19 protein-coding genes are annotated in these 23,672 nt (G+C 75.2%); 9 read left to right on the top strand and 10 right to left on the bottom strand.

Annotated elements, in window-relative coordinates; all coding sequences use genetic code 11:
• Positions 1 to 36 precede the first annotated feature (36 nt).
• Positions 37 to 570, bottom strand: a complete 534-nt coding sequence (locus BLU95_RS07945; RefSeq protein WP_093859370.1) for a PadR family transcriptional regulator — start codon at positions 568 to 570, stop codon at positions 37 to 39.
• Positions 571 to 732: 162 nt separating this feature from the next.
• Between BLU95_RS07945 and BLU95_RS07940 the strand changes: the two genes are divergently transcribed.
• The 3 genes from BLU95_RS07940 to BLU95_RS07930 all read left to right on the top strand — a co-directional run bounded on the left by BLU95_RS07940 (position 733) and on the right by BLU95_RS07930 (position 2,861).
• Positions 733 to 1,494 (top strand): alpha/beta fold hydrolase, encoded by a 762-nt coding sequence (locus BLU95_RS07940; protein ID WP_093859369.1) that lies wholly within the window; start codon positions 733 to 735, stop codon positions 1,492 to 1,494.
• Between the two features lie 103 nt (positions 1,495 to 1,597).
• On the top strand, positions 1,598 to 2,548 hold the full coding sequence (locus tag BLU95_RS07935; protein WP_502689814.1) for an aminoglycoside phosphotransferase family protein: 951 nt from the start codon (positions 1,598 to 1,600) through the stop codon (positions 2,546 to 2,548).
• Positions 2,478 to 2,861, top strand: a complete 384-nt coding sequence (locus BLU95_RS07930; protein ID WP_093859368.1) for a hypothetical protein — start codon at positions 2,478 to 2,480, stop codon at positions 2,859 to 2,861. Before BLU95_RS07935 ends, BLU95_RS07930 begins: the two co-directional genes overlap by 71 nt.
• A gap of 208 nt (positions 2,862 to 3,069) precedes the next feature.
• On the opposite strand, the gene BLU95_RS07925 is transcribed toward BLU95_RS07930, so the two are convergent.
• From BLU95_RS07925 to BLU95_RS07905, 5 genes are all read right to left on the bottom strand, one after another.
• On the bottom strand, positions 3,070 to 3,942 hold the full coding sequence (locus tag BLU95_RS07925; protein ID WP_093859367.1) for a 5-oxoprolinase subunit C family protein: 873 nt from the start codon (positions 3,940 to 3,942) through the stop codon (positions 3,070 to 3,072).
• The gene (gene pxpB / locus BLU95_RS07920) at positions 3,939 to 4,643 is read right to left on the bottom strand and encodes a 5-oxoprolinase subunit PxpB (RefSeq protein WP_093859366.1); all 705 of its coding nucleotides are present in this window, start codon (positions 4,641 to 4,643) and stop codon (positions 3,939 to 3,941) included. The genes BLU95_RS07925 and pxpB overlap by 4 nt, the downstream gene beginning before the upstream one ends.
• On the bottom strand, positions 4,640 to 5,416 hold the full coding sequence (locus BLU95_RS07915) for a LamB/YcsF family protein (protein WP_173862015.1): 777 nt from the start codon (positions 5,414 to 5,416) through the stop codon (positions 4,640 to 4,642). Before BLU95_RS07915 ends, pxpB begins: the two co-directional genes overlap by 4 nt.
• A gap of 137 nt (positions 5,417 to 5,553) precedes the next feature.
• Positions 5,554 to 6,174, bottom strand: a complete 621-nt coding sequence (locus tag BLU95_RS07910) for a hypothetical protein (protein ID WP_231978390.1) — start codon at positions 6,172 to 6,174, stop codon at positions 5,554 to 5,556.
• 196 nt (positions 6,175 to 6,370) lie between these two features.
• Positions 6,371 to 7,147, bottom strand: coding sequence for an IPT/TIG domain-containing protein (locus tag BLU95_RS07905; RefSeq protein ID WP_107452496.1), 777 nt, complete (start codon positions 7,145 to 7,147; stop codon positions 6,371 to 6,373).
• Between the two features lie 160 nt (positions 7,148 to 7,307).
• Here BLU95_RS07905 and BLU95_RS07900 point away from each other — a divergent pair, with 160 nt between their 5' ends.
• The 4 genes from BLU95_RS07900 (at position 7,308) to BLU95_RS07885 (ending at position 15,301) form a co-directional block, all read left to right on the top strand.
• Positions 7,308 to 8,843 (top strand): hypothetical protein, encoded by a 1,536-nt coding sequence (locus BLU95_RS07900; RefSeq protein WP_093864709.1) that lies wholly within the window; start codon positions 7,308 to 7,310, stop codon positions 8,841 to 8,843.
• A 128-nt stretch (positions 8,844 to 8,971) separates the two neighbouring features.
• Positions 8,972 to 9,847, top strand: a complete 876-nt coding sequence (locus BLU95_RS07895; RefSeq protein WP_030396861.1) for a hypothetical protein — start codon at positions 8,972 to 8,974, stop codon at positions 9,845 to 9,847.
• 89 nt (positions 9,848 to 9,936) lie between these two features.
• Positions 9,937 to 14,517 carry a hypothetical protein gene (locus BLU95_RS07890; RefSeq protein ID WP_093859364.1) on the top strand — a complete coding sequence of 1,527 codons (4,581 nt, stop codon included), beginning with the start codon at positions 9,937 to 9,939 and terminating at the stop codon, positions 14,515 to 14,517.
• A 19-nt stretch (positions 14,518 to 14,536) separates the two neighbouring features.
• On the top strand, positions 14,537 to 15,301 hold the full coding sequence (locus BLU95_RS07885; RefSeq protein WP_093864708.1) for a phosphodiesterase: 765 nt from the start codon (positions 14,537 to 14,539) through the stop codon (positions 15,299 to 15,301).
• Here BLU95_RS07885 and BLU95_RS07880 read toward each other — a convergent pair.
• On the bottom strand, positions 15,277 to 15,720 hold the full coding sequence (locus tag BLU95_RS07880) for a hypothetical protein (RefSeq protein ID WP_159424819.1): 444 nt from the start codon (positions 15,718 to 15,720) through the stop codon (positions 15,277 to 15,279). The two genes, BLU95_RS07885 and BLU95_RS07880, sit on opposite strands and share 25 nt — an antisense overlap.
• A 201-nt stretch (positions 15,721 to 15,921) precedes the next feature.
• Positions 15,922 to 16,617 (bottom strand): FadR/GntR family transcriptional regulator, encoded by a 696-nt coding sequence (locus tag BLU95_RS07875; RefSeq protein WP_093859362.1) that lies wholly within the window; start codon positions 16,615 to 16,617, stop codon positions 15,922 to 15,924.
• Between the two features lie 154 nt (positions 16,618 to 16,771).
• Between BLU95_RS07875 and BLU95_RS07870 the strand changes: the two genes are divergently transcribed.
• Both BLU95_RS07870 and BLU95_RS07865 read left to right on the top strand, forming a co-directional pair.
• The gene (locus BLU95_RS07870; RefSeq protein WP_093859361.1) at positions 16,772 to 17,326 is read left to right on the top strand and encodes a gluconokinase; all 555 of its coding nucleotides are present in this window, start codon (positions 16,772 to 16,774) and stop codon (positions 17,324 to 17,326) included.
• On the top strand, positions 17,323 to 18,717 hold the full coding sequence (locus BLU95_RS07865) for a GntP family permease (protein ID WP_045941850.1): 1,395 nt from the start codon (positions 17,323 to 17,325) through the stop codon (positions 18,715 to 18,717). Before BLU95_RS07870 ends, BLU95_RS07865 begins: the two co-directional genes overlap by 4 nt.
• Positions 18,718 to 18,792: 75 nt before the next feature.
• On the opposite strand, the gene BLU95_RS07860 is transcribed toward BLU95_RS07865, so the two are convergent.
• Both BLU95_RS07860 and BLU95_RS45495 read right to left on the bottom strand, forming a co-directional pair.
• Entirely contained in the window at positions 18,793 to 19,329 is a 537-nt protein-coding gene (locus tag BLU95_RS07860) for a hypothetical protein (protein WP_093859360.1), read from the bottom strand.
• Positions 19,329 to 23,363, bottom strand: a complete 4,035-nt coding sequence (locus BLU95_RS45495; RefSeq protein ID WP_093859359.1) for a DNRLRE domain-containing protein — start codon at positions 23,361 to 23,363, stop codon at positions 19,329 to 19,331. The genes BLU95_RS07860 and BLU95_RS45495 overlap by 1 nt, the downstream gene beginning before the upstream one ends.
• Positions 23,364 to 23,672: the final 309 nt, after the last annotated feature.

Raw genomic sequence — 23,672 nt, 5'->3', positions numbered from 1 at the left:
GGGTCCGCCGTGCCGGGTCCCGGCTCCCGGCCCCGCTCAGGCCGGGCGGTCCAGCTCCGTGAGGGTCGTGCGCAGCCAGTCCCGCTCGGCGGCGGTGGTGGCGCGCGCGATCAGCAGCATCCCCCGGCGGAACGGGTCGGCGGTCTCCTCGGCACCGACCGGCCGGTCCCCGTCGTAGAAGAAGCTCGCCGGTTCGTCGAGGAACGCGAGGCGGCGCCGGAGCACGGCCGCCTGCGTGGCCGGCTCGTCGTCGAGGTGGCGGAGGAAGGCGAGCACGGTGAACCAGCGGTTCTCGTCGCTGATGTCCAGGTCGTCCGGGGTGTGCAGGCGCTCCAGCAGGGTGGCCCGGCCGGCGTCGGTGAGTCGCAGGGTGTGCCGGGGGGCGGCCGCCGCGCCGGGTTCGGTCGAGCGGACGAGGAGTCCGTCGGCTTCCAGGCGCTTGATCGCCGGGTAGAGCGTGCCGTCGCTGATCGGCCGCACGTGGCCGGTGAGCGCGGCGAGATGGCGGCGCAGTTCGTAGCCGTGCAGGGGCCGGTCGTGGAGGAACCCGAGGATCGCGAGCTTCAGCATGGGCCCACTCTGCCAGACCGGGCGATATATATCGGTGTTGCTATACCTCGGCATCGAGGTATGGTCACTGCGCCGCCCCGGGAAAGGTGCCGGGCGGTGGCCGTCGCCGGGGGTTTTCCCCGGGCCCCTGTCGACAGCAGGAACAACAGAAGGAGAACGACCGTGCGCGACACCACCGTCACCCCCGACGGGGACCGGATCCGCTGGGTGGAGGTCCCCGGAAAGGAGCCCGTCCGCCTCTACCTGCACGGCCTCGGCTCCAGCTCGCCCGTCTACTACGCCGCGGCCGCCGCCCACCCCCTGCTCACCGGCCACCGCGCGCTGCTGCTCGACCTGCTCGGCTTCGGCATCAGCGACCGTCCCACCGGCTTCTCCTACACCCTGGAGGCGCACGCCGACGCCGTCGCGGCGGCCGTCCGGGCGGCGGGGGCGGAGCAGGTCGAGGTGATCGGCCACAGCCTGGGCGGCGCGGTCGCGATCGTGCTCGCCCACCGGCATCCGGGGCTGGTCGGCCGGCTGGTCCTGGTCGACTCCGTCCTCGACCCGGTGGCCCCGACCAGGGGCCCGGGCGGCAGCGGGCTCGCCTCCTTCACCGAGGAGGAGTACCTGGCCGGCGGGTGGGAGCAGGTGGAGCGGTGGGCCGGCCCGTTCTGGTGGGCCACCATGCGGCTCGCCGGACCCGAGGCACTGCACCGCAGCGCCGTCCACCGCTGCCGGCCGACCGTCCCGACCCTGCGCGAGCAGCTGCGCGGTATCGACGTGCCGCGCACCTTCCTCCACCCCGAGGCCGACGGTGAGCCGACCGGCGCGGACGCGCTCCGGGAGTCGGGGGTGGCACTGGTGGCGGTGCCGGACTGCGGGCACAACATCATGATCGACAATCCGGACGGCTTCGCCGCGGCCACCGCCGCCGCCCTGGCATAGGGTCGTTCCGCCTGTCCGCCTGTCCGCTCGCGCGCCCGTCCGCCCGCTCGTCCGCTGACCGCCCGCCGTCCGTCCGTCCGTCCGCCGCCCGATCCCGCGAGGAGTGCCCGTGCTGCCGATCGACGTGCCCGAGGCGCTGCGCTCCTCCCTCGCCGAGGCCGACGGAGCGGCCGGCCGCGCCTGGGTCGACGGACTGCCCGCGCTCGCGGCCGGGGCGGCGGACCGCTGGGGGCTGCGTCCCGACGGTCCGCCCGCGCACGGTGCCGTCGCCCTGGTCCTGCCCGTCCGGCGGGCCGACGGCTCCCGGGCCGTGCTCAAGCTCCAGCGCGCGGACGAGGAGACGGCGGGCGAGCCACTGGCGCTGCGGGCCTGGAACGGCCGCGGCGCCGTCCGGCTGCTCGAGCACGACCCGGCCACCGGGTCGATGCTGCTGGAGCGCCTCGACCCGGCCCGCTCCCTGCTCACCCTCCCCGACGACCGGGCCGCCACCCTCGCCCTCGCCGACCTGCTGGCGGAGTTGACGGATCACCGGGCCCCGCCCGGCCTGCGGACCCTGGCCGGGATCGCGGACGGCATGCTGGCCGAGGTCCCGGCCGCGCGGGAGCGACTGGCGGCGGAGGCCGACCGCCGGCTGCTGGCGGACCTGGCCGCCGCCCTCCGCGAGGTCCGGCCCGAGCCGGGCGACCGGCTGCTCCACTGGGACCTGCACCACGGCAACGTGCTCGCCCCGCCCGGCCCCGGCCCCCGCGCACCCTGGCTCGCCATCGACCCCAAGCCCCTGGCCGGCGACCCGGGCTTCGAACTCCTCCCGGCCCTGCGCAACCGCTGGTCCGACCTCACCGCCACCGGCGACCTCCCGCGCGCCCTGCGCCTGCGCTTCGACCTGCTGACCGACCGCCTTGCCCTGGACCGCCCCCGCGCCACCCGTTGGACCCTCGCCCGCGTCCTGCAGAACGTGCTCTGGGACATCGAGGACGGCGAGCATGCCGTCGACCCGGCCCAACGCGCGATCGCCGAGGCCCTGTCGGGGCGATCGACATCCGCGCCGCGGTAGGCGACTTCGATCGACGACAGCGTGGGGTGGGGGGTGCCGGGAGCGGCGTGCCACCCGACGGGACGAGGACCCTTCCGCGCGCGTTTCCGCGATCGGTGGCGGCCACCTCGGTGACCCGCACGCGGCGGCGACGGCCGAACCCGGTCACGAGGTCATCGGCGTGGACGTCGACCGGGCCGAGGTCGACCGGCTGGACGCGGGCGGACGCCCGATCCGCGGGGCCGGGCTGCCGGGACTGCCGACCCGGCACACCGCCGACGGCCGCCTGCGGTTCACCAGGGACAGCACCGGAGCGACCTCACCGACGACCTGACCGCCGCCCTCACCGGAGCCGAGCTCGTCGTCCTGGCCACCGAGTGGCCCGACCCCGGCGGGCAGCCGACGGCACGGCGCACCAGCTGGGCCCGGAAGCCTCCGTGCGGGCCCGCGGGCCTGCGGGCCCTGGTCGCGTTCGCGGTGCCCGGCCCGGACCGGTCCACGTCCTCGGTGATCTGCTCGAGGACGGTCGGCCGCTGCCGGGATCACCCGCTCAGGACGGAAAAGCGCAGCGGGGTGCCCGGGCGGGTCTGTGCGGCGGCGGCGAGGTCGGCGGGGGGCACGACGCCGACGACGGGGTAGCCGCCGGTGGTCGGGTGGTCGGCCAGGAAGACCACCGGCAGCCCGTCCGGCGGGACCTGGACGGCGCCCAGCACCATGCCCTCGCTGGGGAGTTCGCCGTCCCGGGCGCGGACCAGCGGCGGTCCTTCGGTGCGCAGCGCGATCCGGTTGCCGGCCGGCGAGACCCGGTAGGTGTCGCGGGCGAGCCGGGTGAGCGCGTCCGGGGTGAACCAGTCCGCCCGGGGGCCGAGCCGCAGCCGCAGCACCAGTTCCCGCGGGGGAGCGGGCAGCGGGACCAGGTCCGCCGCCGCCCGGCCGGGCGGCCGGGGGCCGACCGGCAGGCGGTCGCCGGCGGACAGCGGGGCCGGGCCGAGCCCGGACAGCAGGTCGGCCGAGCGGCTGCCGAGCACCGGCGGGACGGCGATCCCGCCGGCGACGGCCAGGTAGGCGCGCACCCCGGCGGTCGCGGTGCCGACGTCGAGCACCGCCCCGGCGGGCACCGCGACCGGCGCGCCCCAGGCGGCGGGCCGGCCGTCCACCCGGACCGGGCAGGGGGCCCCGGTCACCGCGACCAGCAGCGGCCGCAGGGCCCGCACCGCGACGCCGCCCAGGGTGGTCTCCAGGGCGGCGGCCCCGGGTCCGTTCCCGAGCAGGCGGTTGGCCGCCCGGAGCGCGGGTTCGTCCACCGCCCCGGCCCTCGGCACCCCGAGGTGGGCGACCCCGCGCCGTCCGAGGTCCTGCACGGTGGTCAGCGGACCCGGCCGTACCACCTCGAGCCCGTCCGTCCCGGCGGTCACCGGGTGCCTCCCCGGACCGGGGTGAAGCGCACCCGGGTGCCCGGGGCGAGGAGCGTGGCCGGGGTGCGGGTGGTGTCCCACAGGGGGAGCGCGGTGCGGCCCAGCAGCTGCCAGCCGCCGGGGGAGGAGCGCGGGTAGACGCCGGTGTAGGGCCCGGCCAGGGCGACCGAGCCGGCCGGGACGGTGCTGCGCGGGGTGGCCCGGCGCGGCACCTCGTACCGCGAGGGCAGGCCGGTGAGGTAGCCGAAGCCGGGGGCGAAGCCGCAGAACGCCACCACGTACTCGGGCGCGGTGTGGATCCGGACCGCCTCCTCGGGCCGGACGCCCCAGTGCGCGGCGACCTCGGCGAGGTCGGCGCCGTCGTAGACGGTGGGCACCTCGATCAGCGGACCGGAGGCGGTGGCCGCCCGGTCCGGGCGTGCGGTGCGCAGCAGCCGGGCCAGCGCGGGGACGTCGGCCACGCCGTCCAGCAGGACGGTGTGCGCGGCGGGCACGATCTCCTCGACCGGCGGCAGCCCGCCGGCCGACTGCCGTTCGCGCAGCCAGTGGTAGAGCGCGGTGACGTCGGCGGCGTCGGGCAGCTCGACCAGCAGCGCGTGCTCGCCGACGGGGCGCAGCACCGGGCCGGGGGTGTCGGCGGCCGGGCGGCCGGCTCGGTCGCCGGCCCGGCCGCCGGTGCTGCCGGTGCCGCCCGCCGTCATGCGAAGGCCTCCACCCGGACCCCCGCCGAGGCGAGCGCCCCCCGGATCCGCCAGGCGAGCTGGGCCGCGCCGGGGGTGTCGCCGTGGACGCAGAGCGAGCGCGCCTCGACGGCGATCCGCTCGCCGCCGATCGCGTCAACGGCGCCGTCGCGGGCGATGCCGACCGCGCGGGTGATGACGGTTCCGGGGTCGTGCACCACGGCGTCCGGTTCGCGGCGCGGGACGAGGGTGCCGGCCCAGGTGTAGGCGCGGTCGGCGAACGCCTCGGTGACCACCGGCAGCCCGACGTCCCCGGCGACCGCCAGCAGCCGGGAACCGGGCAGGCCCAGGACCGGCAGCGGTCCGTCGCAGACCGCCCCGGCGCGCAGGATCCCGGCGACGACGGCCTCGGCCTGCTCGGAGTCGGCGACCACCCGGTTGTAGAGGGCGCCGTGCGGCTTGACGTAGGAGACCCGGGAGCCGGCGGCGCGGGCGAAGACCTGGAGGGCGCCGATCTGGTAGGCGATCTCGTCGGCGAGTTCCTCCGGCGGCACGTCCATGGCCCGGCGGCCGAAGCCGGCGAGGTCCCGGTAGGAGACCTGGGCGCCGATCCTGACCCCGCGTTCGGCGGCCAGCGAGCAGACCCGGCGCATGGTGGAAGGGTCTCCGGCGTGGAAGCCGCAGGCGACGTTGGCGCTGGTGACGACGGAGAGCAGGGCCTCGTCGTCGGTCAGCGTCCAGCGTCCGAACCCCTCACCGAGGTCCGCATTGAGATCGATCACCGCATCGGTCACGCCCGTCCGCCTCCCAGCAGCTGTTGAGGCAGATGGTAGGGCCTGCGCCCGGTCGGCCCGCCCCGGGTGACGGTCGGGCGGCCCCCGGTGACGGTCGGTCCGTCTTCCGGCGGCGGTCGGGCCACCCCCGGTGACGGTCAGCCCGCCGCCGGGGCCGTTCCGTGTCCGGGGCCGCCCGACCCGCCCGGCCCGCCCGGCTCGGTCGGCCGGGGTCCTTCGGGGAGCCGGGCCACCCGCGCGGCGAGCTCGGCCCGTTCGACCAGCGGCCGCAGCGCCCGCAGCACGATCAGCAGCGGTACCACGCCCACCACCCCGAACGACATGTCGATGAAGCGCCAGTACAGCGGGATGCCCCGGAGCGGCCCGCAGATCAGCGCGAGCGGGACGATGCCGGCGCAGGCCAGCACCGCCCAGCGGATCACCCAGACGTTGCGCACCGGGTCCTTGAGCGGTCCCGCGAACGCCGCCGCGATCACCAGGTGGGCGAAGGCGAGCCAGTCGGTGCCGTAGGCGAGGAAGGGGTAGCGGTCGTTGGTCCCGGCGATGCCGTCCCGGACCCGGACGATCCAGTCCAGCAGGGCGGGGAAGCGCTCGGTCACCGGCGCGCCGGGGCCGGCGGCCAGGTCGGCGAGCCAGCGGGTCTCGCTCTCCAGGGGGAAGGCCGTCAGTCCGCTCAGGACCAGGCACACCACGAAGACCCGGAGCAGGCGCCGCACCCTTCGCAGGGTCGTCCGGTCGCTGTCGGTCGCGTCGTTCATCTGCGTCCACCCATGACGAGGAGGCAGGTCGGGCTGCTCCCGCCTGCACGGGAGTGACTCTATGCCTCTGAATTGAACGTGTTCAACTCGCTCCGGCGAAGGTGTCCCGGAGCTGCCGCGGAGGTGGCCGGACGCACGCGGGCCCGGTACCCGGGGCGGGTACCGGGCCCGCGTGGACACCCGGAGGGAACCGGGGTCAGGGCGTGTAGGTGAAGGCCGTCGGCGTCGCGGCGGAACCGCCCGGGGTGACCAGGGTGACCGGGACGGTGCCCGAGCCGGCCGGGGCGGTGACCACGCACGCGGTGTCGGTGCAGCTGCCGCTCGCCGGGGTGTTCCCGAACAGCGCGAAGCCGTTGGTCAGACCGGTGCCGGTGATCGTCACCGCGGTGCCGCCGGCGGCCGGGCCGGTGCTCGGCGCGAGCGCGGTCACGGCGGGCGCGGCCGGGGTCACCGGAGCCTGGGGCCCGCTGCCCAGCAAGTAGCGGGAGACGTTGTCGGACGGGTCGACGTCGTCCTTGTTGGCCGCCGTGACGGTGATCACCCCGGACGGCCGGGTGCCGTGCGAGCTGACCTGGACCTTCATGAAGTCGCTGCGCCCGGGCGCCCGGGTGCCGGTGAACACGGCCTCCAGTCGGCGGCCGTCGGGGGAGACGGTCTGGGTGAAGGTGTAGTCGTACGGGGTGGAGTACATCAGCGCGCCGCTGGTGGTGAGACCGGGCGGCAGGTCGACGGTCAGCCGGGTCACCCCGGTGAGGTCGGTGGTGCCGGTGGACTTCCAGGTCACGCTGAAGCTGGTGTTGTCGACCGGGAACATCGGGTAGTTGCCGGCCTGCGTCACGGTGACGTTGGGGCCGCTCGCGGCGGTGGCGGCCGCGACGGCGGTGGGCGCGGCGGTGGCGGCTGCGGCGGCGACGGTGAGCGTGGTCACGGCCAGTGCGGCGGCGAGGCCGCCTCGAACCAGTCTGGTGATCATACGAAGCATCATGGCCGAGTCCGGGGATCACCGGGAGGCTTTTCTCGAAAGCGAGTTCTATTGGGGGGAGGCCCGGCCGGGCCCCGGCCCCGGGCCTGTCCGGAAGGTCCGTTTCGGTCGATGTCGGGGCCTGCCTCTACTCTTGTCCACCGTGACCGTCATCGCCGACCAGCCCACCGAGCACGGCCCCCGGCCGCCCGCCGGGCCCGCCGTCGCCGCCGCGCGGCCCGCGCCCGGCCCCGCCGCCGACGAGGGCCTGGCGCGCCGGCTCAAGGCGCTGGCCTGCACCGCGCCCCTGCACGACCTGGACAACCGCAAGGTGATGCTGGCCGGCGAGTACGGCGGCTACGCGATGGCCGAGGTCGGGCTCGCCGCGATCGACCTCGTCACCCTCAACATGGACTTCGACACCGGCGCCGACCGGGAGATAGTGCTGGCCCGGCTGCTGCCCCGGGTCGCCGCCCAGGCCCCCGGCCGCACGGTCGCCGAGCACCAGCGGGTCGGCCGCTGGGTGCTGGAGTCCCTGATCAACGTCGGCAGCGTCGACCGCGGCTTCCGCGCCGTCTACGGCACCTTCGGCGCCGACGGCGAGTACGTCCGCCGCGACTACGACTTCAAGCTGATCGAGGAGGTCCCGGGCCCCGACGGCGGCGTCTACCTGCGCACCACCGACGAGGCGGTCAACGTCCTGGTCGGCGCGCTGGACACCGACGTCACCTCCGCCCAGATCGCCGCCGAGGTCAAGCTGGAGGTGCTGATCCGGCGCGGCCGCCTGGCCGACGCCCAGCTCGCCGCCGAGCAGGCCCGCTACCGCACCGTCCAGTACGCCGAGACGCTGCGCCGCGCCCTGGAGGCCACCCGCCGCAACGTCCGCGCGGTCGACTGGATGCAGGCGATCCCGGACCTCATCGACGAGGCGCTCGACCACATCGCCGACCGCTACCGGCACGAGAACGCGATTCTCACCAACATCCGCAAGGCCCGCGACGAGGCCGAGGACCCGGAGCACAAGCGCCGGGCCGCCGAGCTGGTCGACATCGTCAAGGACTGCATCCGCCGCCACACCCAGCTGCAGACCAGGCTGCTGGAGGCGGGTCCGCTGTTCCGCGCCGAGCAGGACCGGCAGGCCTTCGCCACCCCCGGCGCCCGCAGCGGCATCGACCTCTACGGCCAGCTCCTCGCCCCGCTGCTCCGGCTGCCGATAGCGCAGGCCGTCCGGCCCACCGGCGCGTTCTTCGCCCGCGGCACCGGACTGCGCACCCCCGTCTCGGTGCGCGTCGCGGACCTGGTCGACCTGCTGCTCACCCCGCCCGTCGAGCGCGAGCACCTCGGTGCCGAGCTGCCCGACCCGGACCTCGTCGCCACCCCGGACGACAGCCGGTTCTCCGAGGCCCAGCTGGAGGCCGCGCTGGTCCTGCTCGACCTGCCCGCCGACGCGCCCCGCCGGCTCTCCGGACTGCTCGCCGAGGCCCGCGGACAGGACCCCGAACTCCCGTACCTGGTCGCCCTGCTGGCGGTGCACGCGGCCAGTCCGCCGGTCGGCACCGCCTACCGGCAGGGCGAGGAGCGGCTGCTCTTCGCGGTCGACGACGGCACCCCGCTGCACGACCCGGAGTTCGGCGGCGCCGACCTGATCGTCGGCAGCGCCCTGCTCGACGCGGCCGGGATGGCCGCCGACCGCAAGGACGCCGGCTGACCGCCGGCCCCCGCGTCCCGCCGTGAAGCCACACCGAACGATCCGCCCGTGAACCGCCCGCCCGTGAACCGCCCGCCCGTGCACCACCCGCCCGCGCACCACCGCAACGCCCCCGAGGAGCACCGCCCGTGACGACCCACCACGACACGTCCTGGGCGCCCGAGACCGAACCGGCCGCCCCCGCGCCGATCACCCCGGCCGACGTCGCGGACGCCGCCCGCCTGGTCTCCTTCGGCCTCCAGGCCAAGCTGCTCCCCGCCCGCGACACCGAGTACGCCGAACTCGTCCGCCGGCACCGCGAGGACCCGCCGTTCGCCCGCCTCGCCGACGCCGTCGCCACCGGCATGGGCCTGGTCGTCCTGGAGGTCTCCCCGCGCGCCGGCATGGCCGTCGCCGCCGCCGAGGACTCCGTCTTCGCCGTCCGGATGGGCGACTACTCGCGCCGCGCCGCGTCCGAGTCCACCGACCGCTTCCTGCACGGCCTGGCCCACCTGGCCGTCGCCGCGATGGCCTTCCCCCGCCCCGAGGACCTCTCCGACGACGGCTACCTCGGCCGGATCACCGTCAACGGCGTCGACGCCTTCGTCCGCCAGGCCTGCCGCCGCCTCGAGGAGCAGGCCGCCGCCGACGGCGACAACACCGACCCGCAGAGCGACGCCCCCGGCCTGGAGGCCGCCTGGCGGGTCTGGGCCCGGCGCACCGCCACCGGAGCCACCAAGGACGCCCGCCGGCTCTCCGGCTCGACCATCGGCATCGTCGCCAAGGCCGTGCTGTTCCTGGTCGACTCGGGCTTCCTGCAGAAGGTCTCCGACGACGCCGGCGGCACCTACCGCACCACCGCCCGCTACCAGCTCCAGGTCCGCGACCTGGCCGGCGGCGCCGCCATGGCCGAACTGCTCGACCTCGGCATCGTGCCGGTGTCCGACGGCAGCGCCTCCCTGCTGCCCCCGGACACCGGGGACGACCTGGTCGCCGACGCCGGACTGCCGTTCCACTCGCTCTAGCCCCCGCGCCCCGACTCCCCAGCCCCGCCCCGGCCCCCACCGGACCGCCCAGCCGACCCATCCACCCGCCTCCTGGAGAACCGCCGCACATGTACGAGCTCAACCGGGTCCGCCTCTACTCGATCGGACCGGCCGGCGCCCGCTACGCCGACACGGTGCTCGACCTGCGCGGCGTCGGCGAGCCCGTCTCCGACCCGGCGCCCCAGCAGATCGGCCTGTTCGGCGAGGAGACCGACGGGCCGGTGCGCCGCCCCGCCCCGGCCGGCGTGCTCTTCCTGGAGAACGGCGGCGGCAAGTCCGTCCTGCTCAAGCTGATCTTCTCGGTCATGCTCCCCGGCCACCGCAACACCCTGGGCGGCGCCAGCTCCGGAGTGCTCCGCAAGTTCCTGCTCGCCGACGACTGCGGCCACGTCGCCCTGGAGTGGCAGCACACCGTCACCGGCGAGCCGATCGTGGTCGGCAAGGTCAGCGAGTGGCGCGGCCGCCAGGTCTCCTCCGACCCGCGCAAGTTCGCCGAGACCTGGTACTCCTTCCGCCCCGGCCCCGGCCTCACCCTCGACTCCCTCCCGGTCGCCGAGCGGATCAGCCTGGCCGGCGACCAGAAGGCCCGCGGCCGCCGCCGCACCATGAAGGGCTTCCGCGACGCCCTCACCGAGGCGGGCAAGGCCCACCCGCACCTCGACCTGGTCTTCGAGGACGGCCACGACCGCTGGACCGAGCACCTCGGCGAACTCGGCCTCGACCCCGAACTCTTCCGCTACCAGCGCGAGATGAACGCCGACGAGGGCGAGGCGGCCGGCCTGTTCGCGGTCAAGCAGGACAAGGACTTCACCGACCTGCTGCTGCGCGCCGTCACCGACACCCGGGACACCGACGGCCTCGCCGACCTCGTCCACGGCTTCGCCGCCAAGCTCGGCCTGCGCTCCGAGCTCACCGCCGAACGCGACTTCACCGCCGGCTCGCTGGACCTCCTGGAGCGCATCGGCGAGGCCACCGCCGCCCGCGAGAGCGTCCGCGAGTCCCACCGCACCGCCGAACGCCGCACCCGCCGGCTCGCCCACGCCCTCGCCTCGCGCGCCGCCGCCGAACGCGACCGGGCCGAGGACCTCGCGATCGAGGTCGCCGCCGCCGCGGGCGCCGTCACCGCCGCCGAGACCGACCGCACCCGGCACACCCTGATCGCCGCCGAACTCACCCACCGGCACGCCACCCTGGCCCTCGCCGCCGCCACCGCGGAGGCCGCCGGGCTGCGCCGGGAACTCATCGAGGCCCGCACCCTGCACTCCGCCTGGCAGGCCGCCGAGGCCGTGCTGCGCCACCGCGCCGCCGCCGACCGGGTGACCAGGGTCGCCGCCGCGATCCGCGAGGCCGAGCTGGACGCCGCCCCCGCGCTCGCCGCCCGCGCCCGCGCCGCCACCGCGCTGGCCCGCGCCCTGGAAGCCGCCGCCGGGGCCGCCGAGGACCGCGCCGACACCGAGGAGCAGCGCGCCGCCGAACTCCAGGCCGACGGCGGCCGCGCCCAGACCGACGCCACCGAGGCCGCCACCGCGGCCCAGAAGGCCCGCAGCGAGGCCGAGCACCTGCGCCAGCGCCTCGCCGAGGTCGAGCAGGAGACCGCCGCCGCCGTCGAGGCCGGCTTCATCGACTCCGACGGCGACGTCGACCCGGCCAGGGCCGCCCTGCACGCCGCCGACGTGGAGAAGGCCGCCGGCGCCGCCCTCGCCCAGGCCCGCACCGCCGCCGAGACCGCCGCCGCCCGGCTGCGCGAGGCCGCCGCCGCGACCGGCCGCGCCGAACTCGCCGCCGCCCGCGCCACCGACGCCCGCAAGGCCGCCGGCCAGTCCCTCGCCACCGAGCAGCGCACCGCCGCGCTGCTCGCCACCGAGCCCCGGCTCGCCGACCTGCTCTCGCTGACCCCCGCACCCGTCGACTGGAGCGAGGACGGGTCCGGGGCCGAGGAGGACGCCGGCTTCCTCACCCCCGCCGTGCTCGACCGCAACGCCGAGTACCTGCGCGAACTCCTCGACGAGTCCATCGCGACCGCCGAACGCACCCTGTTCGACCTGCGCACCGCCGCCGCCGACGACTCCCGGATCCTCGCCGCGCTCGGCGACGGCGGCCTGCTGCCGCCCGGACCGGACGTGCTCGCCACCGTCGAGTACCTCGCCGAGCACGGCATCCCCGCCCTGCCCGGCTGGCGCTACCTGGCCCAGTCCGTCGACCCGGCCGACCACGAGGCGATCCTCGCCGCCCGGCCCGAACTCGTCGACGGCGTGGTCGTCACCGACCCGAGCTCGCTCGAGCGGGCCCGTGAGGCGCTGGGCTCCGCCGCCCTGCTGCCCCGCTCCACCGTCGCCGTCGGCGCCGCCGCCTCGCTGATCGCCCCGATCACCGACGAGCCGGCCTTCTTCCTCGTGCCGCCGAACCCGGCCATGCACGACGAGTCCGCCGCGGACGACGAGCGCCGCGAACTGCGCGCCCGCGCCACCGCCCGCGAGGAGCACATCCGCGAACTCGCCGCCCGGCTCGGCGGCGACCGCGCGCTCGCGGCCCGGCTCGCCTCCTGGCACGCCAGCTGCCCGCCCGGCACCCTCGCCGAACGCGCCGCCGCCGCCGAGGCCGCCCGCGAGCACGCCGAGCAGGCCGCCGCCGCCCTGGCCACCCTGCGCGCCGACCACGACGAGGCCGAGGCCGACCACGCCGTCGCGGCCGCCGCCCACGAGGAGCACCGGGAGGGCGCCCAGCGGGCCCGCCGCCGCGCCGACGCCCTCTCCGGCCTGGCCTTCCGCCTGCGCGAGCGCGCCAACTGGAGCCGCCGCCGGCGCGAACTCGCCGACGACGCCGCCGAGTGCGACCGCCGCCGCACGCTGTGCGCCGAGCGCGCCCGCACCTGCGACGAGGACCGCCGGGCCGCCCAGCGCGCCGCCGACGACGCCCGCCGCACCGCCCGCACCCTGCGCGCCGAGCGGGCCGAGATCGCCGCCGCCGAGCAGTCCGAGGAGCCCGTCGACCCCGCTCCCGCCGCGCTGCCCGCGCTGCGCGAGGCCTACCGCTCCGCCTCCCAGCTCTACGAGAAGGTCGGCGTCGGCGCCGACCTGCGCGCCGAGCAGGCCCGCGCCGAGGGCGACGAGGCCGCCGCCGCGACCGAACTCGACCGCCTCACCAACAAGGTCCGCACTCGCGCCGAGGAACTGCTCGGCAGCCCCGACGGCGCCGACGGTCCGGCCCGCCAGGCCGCCGCCGCCCGCGCCGAGGAACTCGTCGCCACCATCGAGACCCGGGCCGCCTCGGCCAGCGAGCAGCTCGGCCGGCTCCGCGGCGAGGCCGAACGCTCCGCCCCCGCCGACGGCGAGGCGCACACCGAACTGCCCGAGGAGCTCGTCCCCACCGACCCCGAGCACGCCCAGACCCTGCTGCGCACGGCCACCGGCCGGCTCGCCGAGCGCCGCGAGGCCGTCGACACCGCCCGCACCGCGGCCGCCGACCTCCAGCGCACCTTCGACGCCGCCCGGTCCGCCGCCGCCGACTTCGACGAGCACGCCGGGCAGCTCCGGGACGGCCTGCGCGAGCAGGAGGAGGACGGACCGGCCGTCGAGCCCTACCTCGGCGCGCTGGCCGACGCCCGCACCGCCGCCGCCGAGGCCCGCCGCGCCCTGCGCACCGCCGTCGGTGAGCTGTCCGCCGCCGAACTCGCCGTCCGCGACGCCTCGGACGCGCTGGTCCGGCACGCCAACGCGGCCCGCTACGAGGCCGTCCGCACCCCGGCCCGGCAGCAGATCCGCGAACTGCCCGCCTCCGCGCTGCCCGACCACGCCGCCAACTGGGCGGTCGCCTTCGCGCCCCGGCTGCGGGTGCTGACCGACGAACTCGCCCAGCTGGAGCGCAACCGGGGCTCGATCGTCGACCGGCTGCGCGGACTGGTGGAGTCCTCGCTGACCACCCTGCGCGCCGCCCAGCGGCTCTCCCGCCTCCCCGAGGGGCTGGGGGAGTGGTCCGGCCAGGAGTTCCTCCGGATCCGCTTCGAGGACCCGGACCACGCGACCCTGGTCGAGCGCCTCGGCGAGGTCATCGACGAGGCCACCCGCGCCGCCGTCCGCAAGAACAGCGACCTGCGTCGGGACGGCATGTCGCTGCTGCTGCGCGGGGTGGCCGCCGCGATCGGCCCCAAGGGCGTCTCGGTGGAGATCCTCAAGCCGGACGCGGTGCTGCGCGCCGAGCGGGTCGGCGTCGGCCAGATGTCCGACGTGTTCTCCGGCGGGCAGCTGCTCACCGCCGCCATCGCGCTCTACTGCACGATGGCCGCGCTGCGCGCCAACGACCGCGGCCAGTCGCAGCTGCGACACGCGGGCACCCTGTTCCTGGACAACCCGATCGGCCGGGCCAACGCCACCTACCTGCTGGAGCTCCAGCGCGCGGTGGCCGACGCCCTCGGCGTCCAGCTGATCTACACCACCGGCCTGTTCGACACCACGGCGCTGGCCGAGTTCCCGCTGGTGATCCGGCTGCGCAACGACGCCGACCTGCGGGCCGGGCTCAAGTACATCTCGGTCGAGGAGCACCTGCGGCCTGGTCTCCCGGCCCCGCAGGACCCGGACGGTCCGGCCGTGCACGGCGAGATCACCGCCACCCGGATGTTCAAGCGCCCGGCGGAGGTTCCCGCCACGTCCTGATCGGCCTACGGTGGACCGCATGCTGACGATCGCTCACTTCAGTGACATCCACCTGGGCCAGGACCACCACGGCGACGCGGGGGAGCGGGCCCGTCGACGGGCCGAGCAGGTGATGGCGTACGTGGACGCCCTGCCCGGCCCGGTGGACGCCGTGCTGGTCACCGGCGACCTCGCCGACAACGGACTGCCGGCCGAGTACCGGGAGGTCGCCAAGGCGCTGACCTCCCGGTACCCGGTGCTGCTCTGCCCCGGCAACCACGACGTCCGCGAGCCCTACCGCGAGGTGCTGCTCGGCGAGGAGCCGTCCGGCGGCCCGGTGAACCGGCTGCACGCGCTGCCCGGCGCCGACGTGCTGATGCTCGACTCCTCGGTCCCCGGCCGGCACGACGGCCTGCTCGACGAGGAGACCCTCGGCTGGCTGGACCGCACGCTGGCCGGGGGCCCGGCGGACCGCCCGGCGCTGGTCGCCTTCCACCACCCGCCGGTCACCCTGCACCTGCCGTACGTGGACCCGATCCGGCAGTTCGGCGAGGAGCGGCTGGCCGAGGTGCTGGGCCGGCACCCCCGGGTGCGGGCGCTGCTCTGCGGCCACGCGCACACCGCGGCCGCCACCGTGTTCGCCGGACTGCCGCTGCTGGTCGCGCCGGGCGTGGTCTCCACCGTGCCGCTGCCCTTCGAGGGCCGCGCGGAGATCGTCTTCGACCAGCCGCCGGTGATCGCCTTCCACCTGCTGGGCGACGACGGCCGGCTGACCACGCACTACCGGGTGGTCGCCCCCGCCTGACGCGGTCCGGGACCGCCCGGGTAGGGCGGCGGCTGCGTTCCCGGACGCTGCGGCTGCGCTTGCGGCTGCTGGGGCTGCTGGGGCTGCTGCGGGTACGGCGGTCGGGCCCGCGGCGGTTGCCGGTACTGCGGCGGACCGGCCGGAGCGTGGCTGCCGCCCATCGGCGATGCGGAGTTCGGTGCGCGCACCCGCTGCGCGGCGACCTGGCGGGAGATCAGGATCTCCAGCAGGCACCACATCGTGCCGAACACCCCGAGCCCCATCGCCATCAGGGCCGGAGTCATCAGCCAGCTGTCGGCGTACGAGGAGAGCGCCGCCACCACGATGCCGACCAGTGTGAACGCCAGGCAGAGCACCGCGCGGACGACGGCGGTCCGCACCTCGTCGGGAAGCCGGCGGCGACGGCGGGCGGTTGGCATCGGGCGACCCCCAGGCACGGAGCGGCGGACGAGCGGCGGGCGGTACGGCGGACGGTCGGCGGGGCGGGCGCCGCGAACGCGCCCCCGCGCTCCACTCTGCCCAGTCGTACCCGGACTATGCCCACGAATCCCCCGAACTGATGCCAAATCGTATGATCCGGCTCGGACCGTACCGAACGGCGCGCCGAATCCCCGGTGCGCTCAGCCGAGTTGCTGGTTCAGCTCGGTCAGCGCGCCCTCGACGATGGTCCGCATCGCCCGCTCGGCCCGCTCGGCGTCCCCCGCGCAGACCGCCTCGGCGACCTCGCGGTGCAACCGGATCGCGTACGGCTCCGGCTGATGGGGCATCAGATGGTACTCGGTCCGGCCGGTCAGCACCGCACCGACGGTGTCCCCGAGATGCGCGAACATCTCGTTGCGCGAGGCCTGCAGCACGGTGGAGTGGAACTCGATGTCGTGCCGGAGGAAGGCGGCGAGGTCGGCGGCGCGCGCCGTCATGGTCAACTCGACCGCCAGCGCGCTGAGTCGGCGCCGCTCGTCGTCGGTGGCGTGCCGCGCCGCGAGCGCCGCCGCGGCGGGCTCCACGGCCAGCCGCAGTGAGCCGAGCGAACGCAACTGCGCGGAGCGGTCGGCGCCGGCCAGCCGCCAGCGGATCACCAGCGGATCGAAGACGTCCCAGCCCGACCGGGGCTGCACGGTGATGCCGACCCGTCGGCGGGAGGCCACCAGTCGCATGCCCTCCAGGATCCGGACCGCCTCGCGGACCACCGTCCGGGAGACGCCGAACCGCTCCTCCAGCTCCTCGGCGCGCAGCACGGTGCCCTCGGGGAGCTCCCCGGACGCGATGGCCGGCCCCAGTTCCGCGAGCAGTCGGCCGGGCAGCCCCTGGATCTCCATCCCGCCAGCCTAGTCGTCCGGGGTGGCCCCCACCCCCGTACCCCCGGGCCCCGGTGCTGGTCCGGCAAAAGTATGACGATTTGGTTTCCGCCACTTGAATACGTCATACCTTTGAGGCGATAGTGGCGGCCAGGCAACGAAGGAGCACCACCTCATGGCTCTCAGCGTCGAGAACCAGGACACCCCCCGCGCACCCCTCACCGTCGTGGTGATGGGCGTCTCCGGTGTCGGCAAGACCACCCTGGCCCGCCTGCTGGCCGAACGCCTCGGCCTGCCCTTCGCGGAGGCGGACGACTTCCACCCGCCCGCCAACATCGCCAAGATGTCGGCCGGCACCCCGCTGGACGACGACGACCGCGCGCCCTGGCTGCGCGCCGTCGGCGCCTGGCTGGGCGAGCGCGCCGAGGCCGGTACCGGCGGTGTCGTCACCTGCTCGGCGCTGAAGCACGACTACCGCGACATCCTGCGCGCGGCCTGCCCGGACGCCTGGTTCCTGCACCTCAGCGGCCGGACCGGACTGGTCGAGGACCGGCTCGCCCGGCGCACCGACCACTTCATGCCGCCGTCCCTGCTCGGCTCCCAGTACGCCGCCCTGGAACCCCTCGGCCCGGACGAGCGCGGCGCCGTCCTGGACATCGGGCCGAGCCCCGAAGAACTCGTCGAGAAGGCCGCCGCCCTGCTGCGGCCCGTCAATGGAGACCTCGCGTGACCCCCACCCTCACCGTGCTCGCGGCCGCCCCACCGGTCCTCCCGCACACCGACAGCGACGGCCGGCTGCTGGTCGCCGTGCTGCTCGCCATCGGCGCCATCGTGCTGCTGATCACCAAGCTCAAGCTGCACCCCTTCCTCGCCCTGACCCTCGGCTCCGGCCTGCTGGCCGCGGTCGCGGGCGCGCCGTTCGACAAGCTGCTCAGCAGCTTCTCCACCGGCTTCGGCGCCACCGTGGCGGGCGTCGGCCTGCTGATCGGCCTGGGCGCGATGCTGGGCAAGCTGCTCGCCGACTCGGGCGGGGCGAACATCATCGCGGACACCGTGCTGTCCAGGTCCCGGACGAAGGCGCTGCCCTGGGCGATGGCGCTGATCGCGGCGGTGCTCGGCCTGCCGCTGTTCTTCGAGGTCGGCGTGGTGCTGCTGGTCCCGATCGTGCTGCTGGTGGCCCGGCGCGGCAACGTCCCGCTGATGCGCATCGGCATCCCGGCGCTGGCCGGCCTGTCCGTGCTGCACGGCCTGGTGCCCCCGCACCCCGGTCCGCTGGTCGCGGTCGACGCGCTCAAGGCGGACCTCGGTGTCACCCTGGCGCTCGGCCTGCTGATCGCCGTCCCGACGCTGATCGTCGCCGGTCCGCTGTTCGCCCGGGTGGCCGAGCGCTGGGTCGGCCCGCTGGAGATACCGGAGACCGACACCCCGGTCGAGCCGGCGAAGCGCGAGCACACCCCCTCCTTCGGTGCCGTGCTGGCGACCATTCTGCTGCCGGTGGTGCTGATGCTCGGCAAGGCGCTGGCGGACGTCGTGATCGACGATCCGAAGGCGCTGCCGCAGCGGGTGCTCGACTTCGTCGGCTCCCCGCTGATCGCGCTGCTCGCCGCGACCCTGCTCGGCATGCTGACGCTGGGCCGGGCGGCCGGCTTCGACAAGGCCCGGATCTCGGAGACCGTCGGATCCTCGCTCGGCCCGATCGCCGGCATCGTCTTCATCGTCGGTGCGGGCGGCGGTTTCAAGCAGACCCTGATCGACGTCGGCGTGGGCACCGCGGTCAGCGACTGGTCGTCGAAGTGGCACATCCCGGCGCTGCTGCTGGGCTGGCTGATCGCGGTGCTGATCCGGCTCGCCACCGGTTCGGCGACGGTCGCCACCATCACCGCGGCCGGTATCGTCGCCCCGCTGGCGGCGGACATGTCGTCCACCCACGCGGCCCTGCTGGTGCTCGCCATCGGCGCCGGCTCGCTGTTCCTGTCGCACGTCAACGACGCCGGCTTCTGGCTGGTGAAGGAGTACTTCGGGATGAGCGTCGGCCAGACCCTGAAGTCCTGGTCGGTGATGGAGACGGTGATCTCGGTGGTCGCGATCGCCCTGATCATGCCGCTCAGCCTGATCGTCTGACCCCGGAACGTGACAAGGGCGGGTGCTCCCGAGGGAGCACCCGCCCTTGTCACGTTCCGGGCCGGTTCCGGCGGTTCACCGCACGCCCGGCGGCAGGGTGCCGCCGGGCGTCGCCGGTGCCCAGGTGGGCGGGGCCGCGGCCTCCTGCGGATCGGTCTCCCGCAGCAGGATCCGCCAGCCGTCCGCGCCGCCGTTGCCGTCGAGCCGCAGCTTGAGCTGCTTGACCTGCCCGCTGCGCTCGAAGTAGAGCACCACGGACTGCCGGACCGAGCCCTCGCCGTGGAACTCGGCGGTGACCGGGCCCTGCGCTCCCTGCTGGAAACTCCGGACCCAGTTCGCCGCGGTGGTGTCGGCCTCGGCGGCCGACCCGTCGGAGGTGGCCAGCGCCGCCAGCCCGTTCCGCGAGCCGTCGGCGAGCCGCCACACCACCTCCTGGGTGAGCCGCAGGCTGCCGGTGGAGGGGTAGCCGACGACCCTCAGCGGCTCGTGGGCCGCGTAGTCGTCGGCGTACCGCAGCCCGTCGTCGCCGGCGAGGCACCAGGCGGTGATCGCGGAGGCGGTGACGGCGCCCGCGAGGGCGGCGGCGGTCGTCGTCCTCCACCGGCGGGCCATCAGGAGCTGCCCAGCGGCCGGACGATCCAGAACCGCTCGACCGGCGTACCGTAGCGGCGCTGGCGGGCGAGGGCGTCGTAGAGGGTCGTCTGGTCGGTCAGACCGTGCTGGCGCAGTTCCATCTTCCGTCCGTAGCTCACCACGACGGCGGCGTGGTTGATCCCCCAGTCGGAGTACCACTTGAAGAACACCAGGTCGCCGGGCTTGGCCGAGTGCACGCTCATGATCGACTGCGTGTACCGGTAGCCGGTCAGGTGGTTGTAGAGGTTCTGCGCGGCGGACCAGGTGTAGCTCTTGAAGGGCTTCCAGAACAGGTAGCCCTGGTCCCACCAGGCGTAGTCACGGGTGCGGTTGCCCTGCCGGGTCCGCATCCCGCCGCCGTGGTACAGGGCCTTGGAGACGAAGTTGGTGCAGTCCTGGTTGTACTCGCGGCGGACCCCGATGTTGCGCCGGGCCCAGTCCGCGGTGCCGTTGCCGTAGACGCCCGCGTAGCTCGCGGTGGTCACACCCGCCGGTGCGGCGGGCTCGGGCACCGGGAAGCCGTCCGTTCCGAGCGGGATGTCGCCGGAGGTGGGGGCCGGCGTCTGGTCCGGTCCCGTGACGTCGACCTGCGCCGCGGCGGCGGCGGAGGAGCCGAGCTTCTGCTCGGCCGAGTTGTCGTCGACCTCCGAGACGAGCTTCGCGGCGCCGCCGGTGACGGTGAACTCGAAGCGGCGGTTGGTGATGTTCTCGGTCGGGGTGTCCACCCCGGCCTCGCGGATCTGGGTGACCTCCTTGACGGTCGCCCGGACCACGACCCTGGCGGGGTTCTGCTGGTCGACCACGACGTCGGACAGCGTCGACGCGGCCGCCACGTAGGTCTGGCCCTGGCTCGCGAGGCCCTCGCGGCTGCCGACCACCGCGTCCTCCTGGGTGGCCAGGAGGTCGACGAAGACCGTGCCGTGCGCGGCCACCGCCGCGGCGTCGGGCACCGTCGCCCCGGTGGTGACGCGCACCTTGTTGCGGGCGTCCAGGTACTCCTGCACGAAGCCGCGGTAGAGGTCGCTGCCGCCGGCGGCGGGCTTGCCCTGGGTGTAGCCGGAGTACGTCGCGGGGCTGGCGCCGAACGAGTTGTTCGTCGTCACCACGAGCCGGTAGCCGCGGGTGTTGTCCAGGCCGGCCGCCACCGCGCGGGTCTCGGCGGTGGTGAACTGCTTGACGACGGCGCCCGTGTCCTGCGCCTCGACCTTGACGGTGTAGTACAGGTCCTCGCTGGCACCGTGGTCCACCGGGCTGTTCCAGCCGCCCACCAGGCCGGCGTCACCGACGCTGACGGTGAGCTGCTGGGGCGCGGCGGGCGCGGTCGGCGTGAGGTAGTCGATCTTCAGCCGGGGCCGCTTCGACCCGTCCGCGGCGCCTGCCGAGTGGTAGGCCGCGGGGGCCGAACCGGCGGCCGGGCGCAGGGCGATGCCGTAGGGCAGACCCCGGTCGGTCCAGGACTGGAGCACCGACGCCAGGTCGAGGTCGGCGAGGCCGGTGGCGGTCGCGTAGCTCTCGTTGCCGGAAGCCGCCACGAGCTGGGCGCCGGCCTGGCCGGGGGTCCACTCGCTGCCGAGCTGGAAGACGTCGGCGGTGGCCGCCGGGCAGTCGGCCGTGCAGTCCGACCGGGTCAGCTCCAGCTTGGCGGAGGTGATCCTGGCACCCCTCGGGAGCGAGGTCAGGTCGGGCTTGAGCCAGCTGGACCAGGAGGTGCCGTCGAAGGTGCCGACCCGAAGGACGGACGCGTCGGGGGCCGGGCAGGCGCCGGTGTCGCAGCCGGTGCCCGAGGTGGCGACCGAGGCCGAGGCGAGGGAGGTGTCGCCCACGGTCAGTGTGACCGGGACGGGCGGGGCCGGGGGAGCCTGGACGCGTACGTTCAGCTCCTGGTCCGCGGTCCACGCGGAGCAGCCCACCGGGGTGCAGGCCCGGGCGGCCCAGCGGTAGCTGCCGCCGTCGGTGAGCGCGCCCTCGGGGACCTGGACGGTGGCGCGGGCGCCGCTCTCGGCGGAGGTGGAGGGCAGGCTGGTCGGCAGGGGGGTGCCGGCGGCGTTCTTCAGGACGAACTCGGTCCTGACCCGGGACTGGTTGGGGCTCGTGGACAGGGCCGAGAACAGCGGGGTGAGGGTCTCCTGGGCACCGGTCTGCAGCGCCGTCGGCACGTCCGGCAGCGGACTGACGCTGAACGTCACCCAGGGCGACCAGCTCAGGTTGTAGTGCAGCCCGTCGTAGGGCGAGCTGCGGAAGCGGTAGGTGTGCCCGTACTCCAGCAGCCCGGCCGGGACGGTGACCTCGGACGGGGTGCCGCTGGGCACGTAGCCGGAGACGTTGACGGCGCCCACCTGGGCCCCGGAGATGGCGTCGACCAGCTGGAACGTGCCGGTGACCTTGTCGCCGTCGGGGTCGACGAAGGTGTCCCGGAGCACCGGGGTGGTGGTCTCGACCCGCCAGGTGCCGGTGCCGTCCTGGAGGAACGGCGGGCCCGCCTGCTGCTTGGTGCCGGTGCGCGGGCGGTAGTTGTAGTTCACCGTCAGCTTGGGCACGTTGCTCGCGGCGTTGGCGGAGTTCACCTCCTTCCAGTACTTGGTGGACACCTCGTCGGGCGCGCGCAGGCCCATGCCGGAGGTGCTGTTCTTGGCCGAGGCCCAGGTCTGCACGAGGTCGGTGACGTTGGCGTTGATCCAGCCGTCGCCGCCGCAGGCGTCGCGGCCCTTGGTCTCGGTGGAGCTGCCCTTCTTGGCCTTCCAGGCCGGCTGGGCGGTCCAGCGGGAGGCGGTGGACGCCAGTCCGGTGTCCCAGACCTCCCAGGTGTAGGGCTGGCAGTCGCTGTTGCCGGAGTGGAAGTTGTACAGCGACAGGGTCGCGCTGGAGACCAGCGCGTCGGCGATGCCGGCGGTGTTCCAGTTGATGAAGGCGCGGGCCTCGCGGGAGCTGCCGTCGGCGTTCTTGGTGCCGGAGTTGCCCCAGTAGATCTCGGTGTCGGCCGACCAGTCGACCGTCTCGCCCTTCTGCACGCGGGTGTCGAAGGCGTTGCCGAGACCGGCGGTGGCCGGGTCGACGGTCACCGGGTAGACGGTGGCCGGGTCGGCGAGGAACGCGGCGTCCGGGGTGAAGACCAGGTCGACGGTGTCGCCGCGCTGGACGACCTCCAGGCCGACCCGGGCCTGCCGGGGGTGCTCGCTCGAGCCGGGCGCGGTGGTGGCGTCCCACATCACCGGGGCGGGCAGCACGGCGCGCTTCTGGCCGTTCTTCCGGTCGGTGAACAGCACGCTGCCGTCCGGCTGCGCCTCGGCCCTGGTGCCCTTGGCGCGCAGCGGCATGGTGTAGCTGTAGCCGCCGGTGGCCGGGCGCTGCTTGAGCGTCACGAACTGCTCGAAGCCGGTGCGGGTGGCCTCGACGACGAGGTCGCCGGCGCCGTCGCCGATGGCGTCCCGGTAGGTGGCCCGGGTGCCGTTCAGCTCGGGCTTGGGCAGCCCGCCGCGCCACTCCAGGCCGAGCTGGTCGTCGCCGGAGCCGAGCGAGACGAGGGTGCGGGCCGCCTCGGCGCCGGCTGCCTCCGCGCCGGCCGGCGCCGCCTGGAGGGCCTTGGACTCGGCGAGCGAGCGGGGGCGCTTGCCGCCCGCGCCGGCCAGCTTGAGGCCGTTGGGGTGGGCGGCGGGTGCCACCGAGCCGTCGGCGGCCGTCTTCAGGGTGAGGTCGACGTCGGCCCACTTGCCGTCGCGCAGGAAGCGCACCGGGCCGGCCGAGAGTTCGGTGGTGAGGGTGCCGTCCGGGTTGGCCCAGGTGGTGGAGGTCTCGTCGCGCTCGGAGACGGCCTCGATCCGCTTGCCGGTCTTCTGCGCGACGGCGCGGGCGGTGCCGACGCTCAGCCCGGGGTCGAGGGCGGCGGCGGTGGGGGCCTTGCCGGGGGTGGGCTTGGCCTGCGGCTTGGCGGCGAAGGCCACCGGCGAACCGGCGGCCAGCGTCAGCGCCAGCGCGACGGCGAACGGACCGGTGAGGGTCCGTCTTGGGGTGTTCATGGGGGCTCCTTGACCCACTCTTGAGCAAGAGTGATGGCGGGAGCATAGGCAAGATCAAATGGCAAGATGATCATGACAAATGGGATATTGATCGGACAAAAGCTACCAATGCCTGGGAATTTCCTGGGAATGGTGATCCGATCGATACCAACACCGGTGAACCTCCCCGGAGCCGGGCAATGCCGCAGGTCGGCGCACAGGCCGCAGGTCGGCACACATGCCCGAGGGCGGCGCACATGCCGGAGGGCGGGCACCCCCCCGCTCCGGGGTGCCCGCCCTCCGACTCTCCGGCGGCCGTGCGGGTCTCGC

Origin of the sequence: Streptomyces sp. TLI_053 (assembly GCF_900105395.1) — a bacterium.
GTDB lineage: Bacteria > Actinomycetota > Actinomycetes > Streptomycetales > Streptomycetaceae > Kitasatospora.
This window is presented reverse-complemented; position numbering and strand designations above follow the sequence as displayed.